This window comes from Pseudothauera hydrothermalis (assembly GCF_003345255.1).
In the GTDB taxonomy this organism is placed as follows: domain Bacteria; phylum Pseudomonadota; class Gammaproteobacteria; order Burkholderiales; family Rhodocyclaceae; genus Pseudothauera; species Pseudothauera hydrothermalis.
In genome coordinates, this window is record NZ_CP029331.1 from 1175298 (window position 1) to 1189931 (window position 14634).

Here is a 14634-nt window from a genome sequence, read left to right on the forward strand (position 1 = left end):
TCCCATGAAGGCAGTAAGCATCATGCCGCTGACGCAGGTGTTCGTCTCGGTTTCCGACCCGCGCAGCAAGCGCCACACACGCCACGACCTGTCCGAACTGCTCACGGTCGCGGTGTGTGCAGTGCTCTCGGGCGTGGACGACTTCGTCGACATCGAGTTGTGGGCCAAGGCCAAGATCGATTGGCTGCGAGGGTTCATGAAGCTTGAGCATGGCATCCCTTCGCACGACACGATCGGGCGCGTGTTCGGCCTGATTGAGCCTGACGAGTTCGAGGCGGCGTTTCGGCGCTGGGTCGGCATGGTCGTGCCGGTGCTGGCCGAAGACACGGTCGTTGCGATCGACGGCAAGAGCAGCCGAAGAACGGCAAGCAAGGGCAAGACCCCTGCAAGTGCCCTGCACATGGTCAGCGCGTTCGCCGCCGGGATGGGCGTGGTGTTGGGCCAGAGGGCCACGGCCGAGAAATCCAACGAGATCACCGCCATTCCCGAGTTGCTCTCGAAGCTCGCCCTGGAAGGCTGCGTGGTGACGATCGACGCGATGGGCACACAGGCGAAGATTGCGCGCACGATCCGCGAACGCGGCGCCCACTACGTGCTGTGCGTGAAGGACAACCACCCGAAGTTGCTCGACTCGATCCGCTTTGCCGGCGTCGCGGATCCACGGGGACCGCTCACGCCGGCCTCGACGCATGAAACCACGAATCTTGGCCATGGACGCACGGAGATCCGCCGCTGCGTTGCGTACGACGCCACCGATCGGCTCTACAAGGGCGAAGAGTGGAAGGACGTCGCGAGCTTCGCCTTGATCGAGCGGGTGCGCACTGTCGGCAACAAAACCAGCACCGAGCGTGCCTACTACCTGAGCAGCCTGCCCGCGGACGCCGAGCGCATCGCCAAAGCAGTTCGCAGCCACTGGGAGGTGGAGAATCGGCTTCACTGGTGTCTGGATGTGCAGTTCAACGAGGATCAGTCCCGGGTGCGCAGCGGTTACGCGGCCAACAACTTGGCTGTTGTTCGCCACATCGTGATGAACCTGCTGCGGCTGAACACGACCCGTAAGGCGAGCATCAAGTCCAAGCGCATGCTGGCTGCCACTATTGACGAATTTCGGGCCGAGTTGCTCGGAGTTATGACATGAAGGTGCGATTGCCCTGACAAGACCAGTTCGAGTTTCCAATTTATTTCTCCTTGTATAGGTAATGCCTAACGTCGAAGCTCAGGGGCGCGCCGCTTGCGGCGCGTCCCGCTGGAGCGCGGGGTTAGGCCGATTGACGGGTCTTCCATGATGCAACATATCTCCCGGCAACGGCACCAATAGCGATGACTATGGGGGCACCCAAAAAATAGATGAACCAGCCGTTTGCCGCATGCGATTCGTTGGATTGGGCGACAAGCAACCAAACCAAGAACAGCAAGAGATGCAGGCCGACAAAGCCACCGACGGTAGCGCTCTTCGATGCTTCAAAGTAGCTAGAAATGGCCGCCCAAACCCAGTGAGGGGCCGAAAGTATCAAGTAGAGCTCTGTGAGCTTTTCCGTCATGCGCGCAAGCCATGAGATGCTCAACTCGATCTGGGCACCAGAGGCGGCCAAGATTAATGCCGCGATTGCAGGTAGAGCCAGGTGAGCGAGGTAGTACATGGCAGAGGCCTAACGTTGAAGGTGAGGGGCGCGGAGCGAGCGGGCGAAGCCCGCTTGCGGAGCGTCCCTCTCGACCGCAATGTTAGGCGGTTTGGTTGGCATGGCGGCGAAACTCCGGCCAAAGCAGCACGAGCAGACAGACAAGGCAGCAGGCGGTGAGAACTGAACCTTGGGCAAGAGCGACGGGAGTGAAGCCGAACCCCGATAGTGCGCGACCGACGTTGTGGACCACGATGCTGCCGAAAAGCCAGGTGGGAACGAGGAGAAGAGCGGCGCAAACGCGGCGGCAGACCTTGAAACCGCGTGGGTAACGAGAAGGAAAAACGGCGGGAAGCCAAAGAGGAACGGCCAGAGCCGCACCAGCGATAAACCAGAAAACGAGAGTGCTGTTTGAAAACTGGTCAGGTTCGGCTGCCCACGAAACGCCAGCGCCCGAAAGGGCGAAGAAGCCCCCGCAGAGGACTGCGCTTATGAGCAATACGGCGCGAGAAAGGGGCGACATGGGAAACCGCCTAACGTTCAGCTTGAGGGGCCGCCGGAGCCCGTAGGGCGGAGGGAACCGAGAAGCGCAGCTTCTCGGCGGTCCCCTCGAAGCGATGGTTAGGGCTCGGCCGGCAAATCATAGGAAACCTTCGTGCCGTCCAGTTTGACGATGCCACGTGCGCAGAGCGACTGAAACAAGCGCTCAAGCTGTTGCTCGGATAGCTCTCTCTTGAAGAGCGCGTGCAATGTGCTGAGAAGCGTCTTCTGAGCGCGCGGCTTCGATGCCTTGCGGCGCTGAAGGTCTGCGACAACGATGGCGATTTGTTCTTCAGGAGCAGCGGGAAGCGATGGCTTGAAGTACGGAATGTCGGCAATGCACGTGGAGCGCTGCGCGAAAACCTTCTTCCCTTTGAGATGCTTGATGAGCGGGTCGAAGCCGGTGTCTTTCGAGATGATGTGAAAGAAGGCAGAAGGATCTTCGGCCGACAAAACACCAATGTAGTAGGCGATGTGAAAATCGAGGGCGTTGTTACCGGCCGTTTCAAGGATGACGTACTCCGCGCTGTTGCCGAGAGACTGGAGCGCCGATGCCAGAGCAACCGGAATCTTTGATTGATTGGGGCCGAGGAACAACTTGACCTTGAACGGGCCATCCTTGAGCAAGCCGAGGTCCTTGGGCTGGACGTTCTCAAAATCGACGAGGACGAAGTTCGTGCGCATGACAATGGGGGAGCCCTAACGTTCAAGCTCAGGGGCGCGAGCCTGCGCAGCAGGCGAAGCGTCCCCCTGGAGCGCAATGTTAGGCGATGACGCCCGCAAGAGCGCCAGCGCCCGAAACCCCCGCCCGGCGCGGAAAGCGGCTGCGGTGGCCGAGGAACCCGAAACCCTGCGAGCCCGCGACGGGGGCGAAGGGTGAAACGAAGCACGGAAGGGCGAGACTGCCGGCGACCGCCCCACGGAGCGCCAGCCCGACGGCCGGGACGGAGCGCGAAAGTCGGCGCTGGCGAGACGGCGACGAGGGACAGAAAGCGCGGACATAAACGGAAACGGCCTAACGTGCAGTATACACCTTGGTAGGTGTATACTTGGTTTGTGAAAGGTGTATAACACCTGCTCTTTCTTTATAAATCATTGTTTAATATATGAGCGATTCAGATATTGGGACCCAAGAGGCACCGCCTCCTCCCCGCTTGCTGGATCGGGTGCGCGAGCGGCTTCGGCTCAAGCACTACAGCATAAGGACCGAGCATCAGTATGTCCAGTGGGTGCGGCGTTTCATACTTTTCCATGGCAAACGGCATCCGGCGGAGATGGGGGCGAAGGAGGTTGAGGCGTTTTTGACGCATTTGGCGGTGCAGGGGCAGGTAGCGGCTGCAACCCAGAATCAGGCGCTTTCGGCTTTGTTGTTCCTGTACCGGGAGGTGCTGGGCCAGGATTTGCCCTGGCTGGATCAGGTGGTGCGGGCGAAGCGGCCGGCCCGTTTGCCGGTGGTGCTTTCCCGGCAGGAGGTGGGTCGGGTGCTGGAGCACATGGATGGGGTGTATGGCCTGATGGCGCGGCTACTCTATGGGACGGGGATGCGCTTGATGGAGTGTGTGCGACTGCGGGTGAAGGATGTGGATTTCGAGCGGGGCGAGATTTTGGTGCGGGATGGCAAGGGGGCGAAGGATCGGGTGACCATGTTGCCGCTTTCCCTGGTGCCCTTGTTGCAGGCCCATTTGCAGAAGCGGCGGCGGGTGTATGAGCTGGATCGTGAACAGGGTATGGCCACGGTTTATCTGCCGGATGCGCTGGAGCGCAAGTATCCGAATGCGGCGGCGGAATGGGGGTGGCAGTATATTTTTGTGGCGGGCAGTTATTCGGTGGACCCGCGCAGTGGGCAAAAGAGGCGGCATCATCTGGATGAAAAGCTGTTGCAGCGGGCCATGAAGCGGGCGGTGCAGGCGGCGGGCATTGCCAAGCTGGCAACGCCCCATACCTTGCGCCATTTTTTTGCCACCCATCTGCTCGAAAGCGGTTACGACATTCGCACCGTGCAGGAGCTGTTGGGCCACAAGGATGTGGCGACGACCATGATTTATACCCATGTGCTCAATAAGGGCGGGCGTGGGGTGGTGAGCCCGCTGGACGGCCTGTGATTCAGGCCGGGGCGTTTTTATCGGGACGGCCGCCTTGTGTTTGCATACTGGCCGGCGACGATGGGCTCGGCTCCTTGTAATTTGAGGCGATCAAGGCCGAAGCGCTCCGCCAAGGGCGTTTTTCAATCCAGCGTTTGGTCACATATTCGGATCGCGGTTCACCGATTATCGAACCTTAGACTGCGACCAGATGGCTGGGTGGAGCGGTTTGCGGGGTGGCCTGGTCGAAATAGCCTTCGGTATGGATGAGCGCATCGTTGGCTCCAAGGGCCTTGGCCGCTTCGACGCAGGCTGCCACGAACGGTGGGCTGCCGGCGATGAACACGCTGTGCTTGGACAAATCCGGAAAAAGGGTTGGCAGGATGGTCGGGATGCGTCCGTGTAAAAGACCTTCGCGTTTTTCGCCGGTCAAGGTGGGCCGATAGGTAAAGTTGCGGTGGCGGGTTTCCCAGTATTTCATCAGGCCAAAATCGTAAAGGTCGGCCTCTTTCCGCGCCGAAAAGAGCAAGGTCACCGGTTTGCGGTAAGAGCGCCGCAAGGCGGCTTCCGTGAGCGACAGAATCGGGGCAAGCCCTGAGCCGGCAGCCATGCAAAGTACCGGGGTATCCACCGATGGGTCGCCAATGAAGGTGCCGTAAGGACCGGAAATTTTCACCAGGTCGCCAAGTTTCAGGCAATCGTGCGCCCAGCGGCTGGTTTGACCGTCTGCGACCCGGGTGATTTGCAGCACGATTTCGCCATCGGGCCGCGGCGCATTGGCAATCGAATAGCAGCGCAGTGGTGCGCCGGCGCGCTCGTCACCTAGCGTGACGTATTGCCCAGGCCAATAGCGCATCGGCTGACCGACCGGGCGAAAGTGCAGCTCAAGGATGCGCGGGGTGCGCACAATGCGGTCGGTGAGCACGAAACGCTGGTCCTCTCGCGGCGGAAAGAGCTTGGGCTTGGCGTCTTCAGTGCCCCACTCGATCACCAGTTCTGCCGACAGCGGTTTGGCCATGCACATCAAACCATAGCCTTGCTTGCGCTCATCTTGCGACAGCGCCATGTCCAGCACCATGCCCTGGTCGAACTGGCCGGACAACACTTTGACTTTACATTCGCCGCAGGCGCCTGCCCGGCAGTTGTTGGGCAGCGCATAACCGGCTTTTTCCAGCGCGCCGAGCACGGTGTCGCCGGCGGTGCATTCGACCTCGCGGCCGGAGGGGTGAAGACGGATTTTGTGCATGGTGTTCTCCCGATTGGGGGCAAAACGGCCGCGGATACGCTGCCCGCGGCCGGCGATGGCATCGACGAAGGTTTCAGAACACCGGAATGATGTCTTGCATGTCGACGTCCGACACTTCCTGACCGGTGATGCCCACTTCAGGGATTGCCGGGAACGGAATGCCGTAGCGGTCGAGTACGCCTTTGAGGTTCAGCATGGCGTTTCGCCAGTTTTCTTTTTTGGCCTCATAGCTGGGTACCCCGAAGCCCGCGCCGCGTGCGACTTCTTCGGCTTCACGCTGGTTGGCGATGAAATCGTCCGGCAGATCCCAGAATTCCATCGGCGGCTCGAACAACACCGCAGATAGGAACAGATAGCCGGCGCGGATTTGTTTGGTCACCAGCGCCTTGTCCTCGGCTGGCAGGCGCGGGTAGTCGCGTTCCATCAGTGCCATACAGATGGCCATGTGGCGGCCTTCGTCGCGGCCGATGTTGCGGAAGGCTTCTTTGAACACCAGCTCGCGGGAGTTGTCGTGCATCTGCTTGAAGATGGTCGCCGCTGCGATTTCACCCATCAGGAATGAGCTAAACAGCACCGCCAGTGAATACTTGGGCACTGCTTGCTTGTAACCGTTCCAGTAGCGGCCGCCGTTGTAATAGAGCCATTTGGCGTTTTTCTGCAGGCGACGGCCGAGTTCGGTCTTGGGCTCATAAGTCAGTGGGTCCGGATGTTCCAAAAACTTGGTGATCGCTAGGCCGCACATTTGCTCGTGGTTTTGCTCGTCGCGAGTCACCGAGAAGAAGCAGCGGCGCACCGGGTCTTCTTCATGCACTTCATAAGTCTTGATGAAGGCTTCGGCAAATACCGGGGGTGCGGAGGCATCGAACACCGATAGCAGCGTCCACCAGTAGGCGATTGCCTCACGCTCTTCCCAGGAGTAGGACTCGACATCCAAGGTGTCCCAGGGCAGTTTTTTCGGATCCCAGTTTTCGCGCTGGGCAGCGTCCCAGACTTCTTCCATCTTCGCGGTCTGGGCATGCCAGGACAACGGGTAGACGTTGGGTTGACGGGTTTCGGGCGGAAACTCCATCTGTTGTGCGAGCTTCTCATTGCGGGCCATGCGTGTCTCCTCATGCTTTTGTGGATAGCGGCCATGTGCCGCTGGAAGCGAAAGATGACGCCAAAAAGCGGGCAAAAAGTTGACCTGGATCAAATAAACCAAAAATTGATCGACCGGTCGGTCAAAAATCGGCGGCCTGCGCCGCAGGAGCGGTTTCGCACCGTGTCACGATGAACCGACTCGGGTTTGTGGTATCGTCAAACGTGCCGGCGCCCGCCCCGGCGCAGGCTGTCTGCCAGATTTCATCCTGACGATCCCGAATGACGCTTTTTTCGCTGATTTTTGCGCTGCTCATCGAGCAGTTGCGCCCCTTGCCAGTGCAGCAGGTCGTGGCTGGGCCCTTGGGCCGTTTTTCAAGTCTGCTCGTCGAACGCTTCAATGACGGGCGCGCAGCCAATGGCCGGATGGTTTGGCTGTTGGTGGTCATTCCGGCCACACTGGCGGTCGGGCTGGTTTTTTACCTGCTGTGGCAGGTGCACCCCTTGTTCGCATTGCTGTTCAATGTGGGGGTGCTATATCTCACCATGGGCTTTCGTCAGGAAAGCCATTTTTTCACCGATATTCACCTTGCGCTGCGCATGGGGGAGCTCGATCGTGCCCGTATTCTTTTGGGTGAATGGCGCGGCGGTCAGTACCACGAGGCCAGTTCCAGCGAGGTGGCTCGTCTGGCGATCGAGCAGGCGCTGCTATCGGCGCACCGTAATGTGTTTGGCGTAGTGTTCTGGTTTATCGTGCTGCCCGGCCCTTGTGGCGCTGTGTTCTACCGGTTGAGCCGTTATTTTGCCGAGGACTGGGGCAGGCGCCGGGATGCCGAATTTGGTGAGTTTGGGCGGTTTGCCCGCACGGCTTTTGAGTGGGTGGATTTTGTGCCGGTGCGCCTGACGGCTGCATCGTTCTCGGTCGTGGGGGATTTCGAGGATGCGTTGTTTTGTTGGCGCACCCAGGCTGTGCTTTGGCCGGATCGGCCCTCCGGTATACTGCTGGCCAGCGGTGCCGGGGCGATGGGCGTTCGGCTCGGGATGCCGGTCCATGAATCGGGCGAAATCGTGGATCGCCCGGAATTGGGGATCGGGGAAGAAGCCGATGCCGACTACATGCAAAGCACGGTCGGCCTGGTCTGGCGCGCGCTGTTGCTTTGCCTGCTGTTGCTGGCCCTGGTTGGCGTTGCCGGCTGGGTCGGTGCTTGATTGACGTGGAGGGAGTATCCAATGGCAAATCGTGAAGTTGTGGTGCTGAGCGCAGTGCGTTCGGCGATCGGCTCGTTCGGGGGTTCGCTGAGCAACATGGAGCCCGCGGAACTCGCTGGTATCGTGATGCGTGAGGCGGTCTCCCGCTCCGGCGTCGATCCTCAGCAGATCAACTATGTGACCGTGGGCAATTGCATTCCCACCGACTCGCGTTACGCCTATGTACCACGCGTGGCCTCCATTCAGGCCGGTTTGCCGATGGATTCGGTGGCCATGCAGGTCAATCGGCTGTGCTCGTCCGGCTTGCAGGGCATCGTATCGACCGCGCAGGCCATCATGCTGGGCGATTGCGACTATGGTATCGGCGGTGGCGTGGAAGTGATGTCGCGCGGCGGTTATATGATTCCGGCGCTGCGTTCCGGTGCGCGCATGGGCGACACCAAGGCGATCGACATGATGGTGGCGGTACTCACCGACCCCTTCGGTGTCGGTCACATGGGCATCACAGCCGAAAATCTGGCCACCAAGTGGGGGATCAGCCGGGAAGAGCAAGACGCTTTTGCGCTGGAATCGCAAAGACGTGCCGCCAAAGCCATTGCCGAAGGCTATTTCAAGTCGCAGATCGTGCCCATCGTGCAGCAAACCAAGAAGGGCGAGACGGTGTTCGACACCGATGAGCACCCGCGTGCCACTTCCATGGAAGCTCTGGCCAAGATGAAGCCGGCTTTCAAGAAGGACGGCACGGTGACTGCCGGCAATGCATCCGGCATCAACGATGGGGCGGCCTTTTTTGTGCTCGCGGAAGCATCGGCAGCGGTCAATGCCGGCCACAAGCCGATGGCCCGGCTGGTGTCTTATGGGGTTGCCGGTGTGCCGAACGACGTGATGGGCGAAGGACCGATCCCGGCCTCCAAGCTGGCGCTCAAGCGGGCGGGCTTGAGCCTGGATCAAATGGATGTGATCGAGTCCAACGAGGCTTTCGCCGCCCAGGCGCTGGCCGTGGCCAAGGGGTTGGAGTTGGATCTGGCCAAGACCAACCCGAACGGCGGTGCCATTGCGTTGGGTCACCCGGTCGGTTGCTCCGGTGCGTTCATTGCCACCAAGGCGGTGTATGAGCTGCACCGTACCGGTGGGCGTTACGCGCTGGTCACCATGTGTATCGGCGGCGGTCAGGGTATTGCGGCAATTTTTGAGCGTATCTGAGCGCGCCGTTAGCGTACCGTTGCATCAAAAACCCGCTTCGGCGGGTTTTTTTTCGCCGTCAGTGCTCGAGTGTTGGATGCACCATTGTTACTGCAAAGCGGTCTGGCGATGCACCGATATTGTGCGCAAAGGCAGCGCAAAACCGCTGCATAAGGGGTGGAAAAGGCGCTGAACGCTGGCACGTTTCTGGCTGTCACAAAAAATGACTTTTTAGACCGAGCGGGCACAGTGTGATGACCATCAGAAATTATTACAACGAAATGACCGACGAGGCCGGGCGGGTGCGGGCGCACTATGCCGCTTATGCCAGTTGGTTGTCGGAAATGCCCGAAGAGCGACTGGCTCAGAAGCGTGCCGAGGCCGATGCGCTGTTTCATCGCTATGGCATCACCTTTGCCGTGTATGGCGACAAGGACGCCGGTACCGAGCGGCTGATTCCCTTCGACATCATCCCACGCATCATTCCGGCCGACGAATGGCAGATGCTCGCCGCAGGACTGTGCCAGCGGGTGCGGGCGTTGAATCTTTTCATCCGCGATATCTACCATGACCAAGCGATCCTCAAGGCTGGGCGTATCCCGGCCGAGCAGGTGCTCAACAACGCCCAATACCGCAAGGTGATGCAGGGGGTCGATGTGCCGGGCGAGATCTACGCGCATATTGCCGGCGTGGATGTGGTGCGTGCCGGGCAGGGCGAATACTACGTACTGGAGGACAATCTGCGGGTGCCTTCCGGCGTGTCGTACATGCTGGAAAACCGCAAGATGATGATGCGGCTTTTCCCGCGCTTGTTCTCGCGCTACCGGGTAGCGCCGGTCGACCACTACCCGGACATGTTGCTCAACACCTTGCGCAGCGTGGCGCCAACCGGAGTTGCCGACCCTACCGTGGTGGTGATGACGCCAGGCGCGTACAACAGCGCCTATTTCGAGCATGCGTTCCTGGCCCAGCAGATGGGCGTCGAGCTGGTCGAAGGGCAGGACATGTTCGTGCGCGATGATCAGGTTTTCATGCGCACCACCCGTGGCCCGCAACGGGTGGATGTGATCTACCGCCGGGTGGATGACGATTTTCTGGATCCGCTCGCCTTTCGGCCGGATTCGGTACTGGGCGTGCCGGGGCTGCTACAGGCTTACCGAGCCGGTCGCGTCACCTTGTGTAACGCAATCGGCAGCGGTGTGGCCGACGACAAATCGATTTATCCCTATGTGCCCGAGATGGTGCGCTTTTATCTGGGTGAGGAGCCCATCTTGCACAACGTGCCCACCTATCTTTGTCGCAAACCCGACGATCTGCGTTATGTGCTCGATAAGCTGCCCGAACTGGTGGTGAAGGAAGTCCACGGCGCGGGCGGTTACGGCATGTTGGTCGGTCCCGCAGCGACCCAGGCCGAAATCGAGGCTTTCCGCGAGATCCTGGTCAAACATCCGGAGCGTTACATTGCCCAACCTACCTTGGCGTTATCTGCCTGCCCGACTTTCGTCGATGCCGGCATCGCGCCGCGCCATATCGACCTGCGGCCCTTCGTGCTGTCGGGCGAAGCGGTGCAGCTGATCCCGGGCGGACTGACCCGCGTGGCACTGCGCGAGGGTTCTCTGGTGGTCAATTCCTCACAGGGCGGCGGCACCAAAGACACTTGGGTGCTGGAAGCCTGACAGCGGCGCAGCAAAGAACGAAGGGAGAACCGACATGCTCAGCCGTACCGCCGACCATCTCTACTGGATGGCCCGCTATATGGAGCGCGCCGAAAACATCGCGCGCATCCTGGACGTCAACCTGCGGATGTCGATGATGCCGCAGTCTGCGGTGCAGGAAGAACAGGCTTGGGGTGCGACCTTGCGCATCATGGGGTTGGAGGGCGCCTTTCATCAGCGTTATGCGGAAATCAGCCCCGATGCGGTGCTGGAGTTCATGGTTTTCGATACCGACAACCCCTCCAGCGTGCGCAACTGCCTGCGCGCCGCACGCGAGAACGCCCATGCGGTGCGCGGTACGCTGACCTCGGAATTGTGGGAAACCACCAACGGCACTTGGCTGAAAATGCGCGATTTCACCCCGGAGATGCTGGCCGACGCCGGGGCAGGCGAGTTCTTCGAATGGGTCAAGTACCGCTCGCACCTGTCGCGCGGGGTGACCATTGGCACCATGTTGCAGGACGAGTCGCTGCGCTTCATCCGTATCGGCACCTTTCTGGAGCGGGCTGACAACACCGCGCGGATTCTTGACGTGAAATATCAGCTACTGCTGCCCGCAGGTGAAGTCGAAGGCGGTGCGGCGGATTATTACCAGTGGAGCGCATTGTTGCGTTCGGTGTCCGCCTTTGAGGTGTATCGCAAGGTGTACCGCGATTTGATTACCCCTTCCCGTGTGGCCGAACTGCTGTTGCTGCGGGTCGATATGCCGCGCTCGATTGCACGCTGCATGAAAGAGGTTTACGCCAATCTGCGCGAGGTGGCCAACGATCATTCGGCAGAAACCGAACGCCGCGCAGGCGAACTGGAGGCTCAACTGCGTTTTGGCCGGATCGAGGATATTGTGCGCGATGGTCTGCACAATTACGTGGTGCGTTTGCTGGCACGGGTGCAGGACCTGGGCAACCGCATTGCCGACGATTTTCTGGTGCCACTGTCTTGAGTCGTTCGGCCTACTTATCGGCGTGGATTGAGCCGTCTGGCTTCGGCGATTTCGGCGCGGATGGCACGATAGTGTTCAAATCGGCGTGGGTCGATACGGCCGGCGGAGCGTGCCGCCTGCAGCGCGCAATCCGGTTCGGCATCATGCCGGCAGTCGCGAAAGCGGCACTGGCCCAGATAAGGGCGGAACTCCACGAAACAGTCGGCTAACCGATCCTCTTCCAAATGCGCTAAACCAAAGGCTTGCAGGCCGGGGCTATCGATCAGCCAGCCGTCTTCGGGTAGCGGGTAGAGGCGGGCAAAGGTGGTGGTGTGTTTGCCAGTGTCGAGCGCGGTGGAGATCTCCCGGGTGGCGGCGTTGGCAGCCGGAATCAGCGCGTTGGTCAGCGAAGACTTGCCCATCCCGGACTGCCCCACCAGGATGCTGCGTTCGCCCCGCAGGTAGGCGTGCAGCGCATCGGCGCCGTGCAGTGCCGAAAGCTCCACGACCCGATAGCCCAGCGCGGCGAATAAGGTCAGCGCTTCACGTGCGGCCGGCAAGCGCTCGGTCAGATCGGCCTTGTTGAGTACGATCAGGGTTTTCAACTGTTGCGATTCAGCGGCGCATAGGCAGCGCGACACCAAGAGATCGGAAAACGTCGGCTCGGTGGCCACCACGATCACGACTTGGCTGAGATTGGCGGCGATCAGCTTTTCCCGAAAGGCGTCCGAGCGCCACAGTAGGTTGCGGCGTGGATGCAGGCGCTCGATGGCGCCCTGGCCATCGCCGTGCGGCGTGACGTCGACCTCGTCGCCACAGGCAAACACGCTCTTTTTGCCGCGCGGATAACCAGTCAGACTGCCGTGCGCGGTCAAGACTTCATAGTGGCGGCCAAAGGCCGCGGTGATCAGTCCATGCAACGGTTTGCCGACGCCGGAGGTGCGTTTCACTTGTTACTCGTCGTAGGTGTCGAGATCGCCCGCGATGTTTGGTTCTTCATCCGGTGACAACCCGAGGTTGTCCTGGGTGGAGCGACCGGCGGCCTGTTGTGCCCGCACATCGGCCTGGGTGCGCCCGCCGTACGGTGCGGCTCGCCTAACGATGGGTGTGCGAGGTGTGTTCATCGTGGCTTGCTAGGTTGGCGATTGCAGCCGCGCCACGCGGATGGCGGCGGGTGGGTGAGAATCGAAGAAGCCCGAGTACAGCGGGTCCGGCGTGAGCGTCGCGGCATTGTCGCGGTAGAGCTTGACCAGCGCGCTGACTAGGTCGGCCGCGCGGGTGTGCTGCGCGGCATAGCGGTCGGCTTCGAACTCATGTACCCGGGACCAGTAGCTCATCAGCGGCGCAAACGCAAAGGTGAAAGCAGGCAGCGCCAGCACAAGCAAGGCCAGGGCCATCGCGGTGCCGGTGGTGCTCACCCCGAGTCCGGCATAAAACCACGGCTGTTCGATCAACAGGCCAAGTAGCGCGAACACCGCCAGACTGCCAGCGCCCATCGCGGCCAAGCGTTTGAGCACATGACGATGGCGAAAGTGACCAAGCTCGTGGGCCAGCACCGCCTCAACTTCCTGCGGGGTTAGCTTGTCGAGCAGGGTGTCGAAAAAAACGATGCGCTTGGCTGCGCCCAAGCCGGTGAAATAGGCATTGCTGTGTGCGGAACGGCGCGAACCGTCCATCACGTACAGCCCGCGCGAGCGAAAGCCACAGCGTTCGAGCAAGCCTTCGATTCGGCGGCGTAGCGCCTCGTCCGTCAGCGGGGTGAACGTGTTGAAAAGCGGCGCGATGAAGGTCGGCCAGATCAGCAGTGCGAGCAGGTTCACGCCGAACCAGAAGGCCCACACCCACAGCCACCAGCGTTCCCCCATGGCGCCCATCAGCCACAGCACTGTGGCCAGGATGGGTAGGCCGAGCACCACGGCCAAGAGCATTTCGCGCGCAGTGTCCGCGGCAAAGAGTTTGGGCGTGATGCGGTTGAAGCCAAAGCGTTTTTCGATGCCGAAGATGCGCGCCAAGCTAAAAGGCAGATCGACCAACCAGCTAAGTACTCCCAGCGTGGCGAGCAGGGCGATGCCGTGCGCCAGCGAGTTGGCCGGGAAAACGGCCTGCCAAGCGTCAGCGATGGCCTGCAGGCCGCCGCCCAAGGTCAGCCCCAGCACAAAGAGCAGCGACACGGCTAGTTCCGCAAGACCCAAACGCATTCGCGCTTGGGTGTAGTCTGCCGCCTTTTGGTGCGCACTGAGGCTGATCGAGTCGGCAAACGCAGGGGGCACGGTGTTGCGCTGCATCCGCACATGACGGATTTGGCGCAGCATCAGCACCGCTTTGAGCGCAGCGCCGGTGAGTAGCGCACAGACGAAGAGCAAGGAAAAGGCGACAGCCGTCATGAGCAAATTTTTTGGGCGCCGACGCTGCGGCGCCGCAGGCACGCGGGGCGCGCTGCGTTCTGTGACACAATCGGTGCCTGGATTGTTTCGTCAAAGAGTGAAGGATTATGGCACAGGATCAAAACCACCTCATCTGGCTGGACATGGAGATGACCGGGCTGGAACCGGACCGTGACCGTATCATCGAAATCGCCGTCGTCATCACCGACGCGCAGCTCAACGTGGTGGCCGAAGCCCCGGTGATCGCGGTTCATCAGCCCGATGCGGTGCTCGATGCGATGGACGAATGGAACCGCAATACGCACGGTAAATCCGGGCTGACGGCGCGGGTGAGGGCGTCCACGCTGGGCGAGACCGAAGCCGAGCAGCAGATGCTGGCTTTTCTCAAGGAGTGGGTGCCGGCGCGCACTTCGCCGATGTGTGGCAATTCGGTCTGTCAGGACCGTCGTTTTCTGGCGCGTTATATGCCGCAACTGGAAGCCTGGTTCCACTATCGCAACCTGGATGTCTCCACGTTGAAGGAACTCGCCAAACGCTGGCGACCGGAGGTCTATAAAGGCGTGGAGAAAAAAGGCACGCATGAGGCGCTTGCGGATATCCACGAGTCGATTGCGGAGCTACGCCACTACCGCGACAACTTTCTGCGATTGTCCTGAGCACCG

At 60.7% G+C, this 14634-nt stretch carries 14 protein-coding genes; 7 read left to right on the plus strand and 7 right to left on the minus strand.

The features are described 5' to 3' along the window. Window positions 1-4 precede the first annotated feature (4 nt). Window positions 5-1138: an ISAs1 family transposase gene (locus tag DIE29_RS05745; protein WP_102040763.1), complete on the plus strand. Its 1134-nt coding sequence runs from the start codon at window positions 5-7 to the stop codon at window positions 1136-1138. A 121-nt stretch (window positions 1139-1259) separates the two neighbouring features. Here the strand turns inward: DIE29_RS05745 and DIE29_RS05750 are convergent, their stop codons facing one another. Together DIE29_RS05750 and DIE29_RS05755 are read right to left on the minus strand one after the other, a co-directional pair. Then, on the minus strand, window positions 1260-1640 hold the full coding sequence (locus tag DIE29_RS05750; RefSeq protein ID WP_114649445.1) for a hypothetical protein: 381 nt from the start codon (window positions 1638-1640) through the stop codon (window positions 1260-1262). 600 nt (window positions 1641-2240) lie between these two features. Beyond that, window positions 2241-2843 (minus strand): PIN domain-containing protein, encoded by a 603-nt coding sequence (locus DIE29_RS05755; RefSeq protein ID WP_205409787.1) that lies wholly within the window; start codon window positions 2841-2843, stop codon window positions 2241-2243. A gap of 422 nt (window positions 2844-3265) precedes the next feature. Between DIE29_RS05755 and DIE29_RS05760 the strand changes: the two genes are divergently transcribed. Further along, on the plus strand, window positions 3266-4261 hold the full coding sequence (locus DIE29_RS05760; RefSeq protein ID WP_114649447.1) for an integron integrase: 996 nt from the start codon (window positions 3266-3268) through the stop codon (window positions 4259-4261). A 175-nt stretch (window positions 4262-4436) separates the two neighbouring features. Here the strand turns inward: DIE29_RS05760 and DIE29_RS05765 are convergent, their stop codons facing one another. Continuing rightward, on the minus strand, window positions 4437-5486 hold the full coding sequence (locus DIE29_RS05765; protein WP_102041996.1) for a 2Fe-2S iron-sulfur cluster-binding protein: 1050 nt from the start codon (window positions 5484-5486) through the stop codon (window positions 4437-4439). Between the two features lie 73 nt (window positions 5487-5559). Further along, window positions 5560-6585, minus strand: coding sequence for a diiron oxygenase (locus tag DIE29_RS05770; RefSeq protein ID WP_102043217.1), 1026 nt, complete (start codon window positions 6583-6585; stop codon window positions 5560-5562). A gap of 260 nt (window positions 6586-6845) precedes the next feature. On the opposite strand from DIE29_RS05770, the gene DIE29_RS05775 reads away from it, so the two are divergent. The 4 genes from DIE29_RS05775 to DIE29_RS05790 all read left to right on the plus strand — a co-directional run bounded on the left by DIE29_RS05775 (window position 6846) and on the right by DIE29_RS05790 (window position 11609). Further along, window positions 6846-7772 carry a CobD/CbiB family protein gene (locus DIE29_RS05775; RefSeq protein ID WP_102041995.1) on the plus strand — a complete coding sequence of 309 codons (927 nt, stop codon included), beginning with the start codon at window positions 6846-6848 and terminating at the stop codon, window positions 7770-7772. A 21-nt stretch (window positions 7773-7793) separates the two neighbouring features. After that, the gene (locus DIE29_RS05780) at window positions 7794-8975 is read left to right on the plus strand and encodes an acetyl-CoA C-acyltransferase family protein (protein ID WP_102041994.1); all 1182 of its coding nucleotides are present in this window, start codon (window positions 7794-7796) and stop codon (window positions 8973-8975) included. Window positions 8976-9208: 233 nt separating this feature from the next. Beyond that, window positions 9209-10630 (plus strand): circularly permuted type 2 ATP-grasp protein, encoded by a 1422-nt coding sequence (locus DIE29_RS05785; RefSeq protein WP_205409788.1) that lies wholly within the window; start codon window positions 9209-9211, stop codon window positions 10628-10630. A gap of 34 nt (window positions 10631-10664) precedes the next feature. Further along, the gene (locus tag DIE29_RS05790) at window positions 10665-11609 is read left to right on the plus strand and encodes an alpha-E domain-containing protein (RefSeq protein ID WP_102041992.1); all 945 of its coding nucleotides are present in this window, start codon (window positions 10665-10667) and stop codon (window positions 11607-11609) included. A 14-nt stretch (window positions 11610-11623) separates the two neighbouring features. On the opposite strand, the gene rsgA is transcribed toward DIE29_RS05790, so the two are convergent. From rsgA to DIE29_RS05800, 3 genes are read right to left on the minus strand one after another with little or no spacing between them, the layout of a single operon-like run. Further along, on the minus strand, window positions 11624-12508 hold the full coding sequence (gene rsgA, locus DIE29_RS05795; RefSeq protein ID WP_102043216.1) for a ribosome small subunit-dependent GTPase A: 885 nt from the start codon (window positions 12506-12508) through the stop codon (window positions 11624-11626). Between the two features lie 33 nt (window positions 12509-12541). Next, on the minus strand, window positions 12542-12712 hold the full coding sequence (locus DIE29_RS14560) for a hypothetical protein (protein ID WP_158640309.1): 171 nt from the start codon (window positions 12710-12712) through the stop codon (window positions 12542-12544). A gap of 9 nt (window positions 12713-12721) precedes the next feature. Next, window positions 12722-13972 (minus strand): M48 family metallopeptidase, encoded by a 1251-nt coding sequence (locus tag DIE29_RS05800; RefSeq protein ID WP_114649448.1) that lies wholly within the window; start codon window positions 13970-13972, stop codon window positions 12722-12724. 107 nt (window positions 13973-14079) lie between these two features. Between DIE29_RS05800 and orn the strand changes: the two genes are divergently transcribed. Then, a complete protein-coding gene (gene orn / locus DIE29_RS05805; protein WP_114649449.1) occupies window positions 14080-14628 on the plus strand; it encodes an oligoribonuclease in 549 nt (182 codons plus the stop codon). Window positions 14629-14634: the final 6 nt, after the last annotated feature.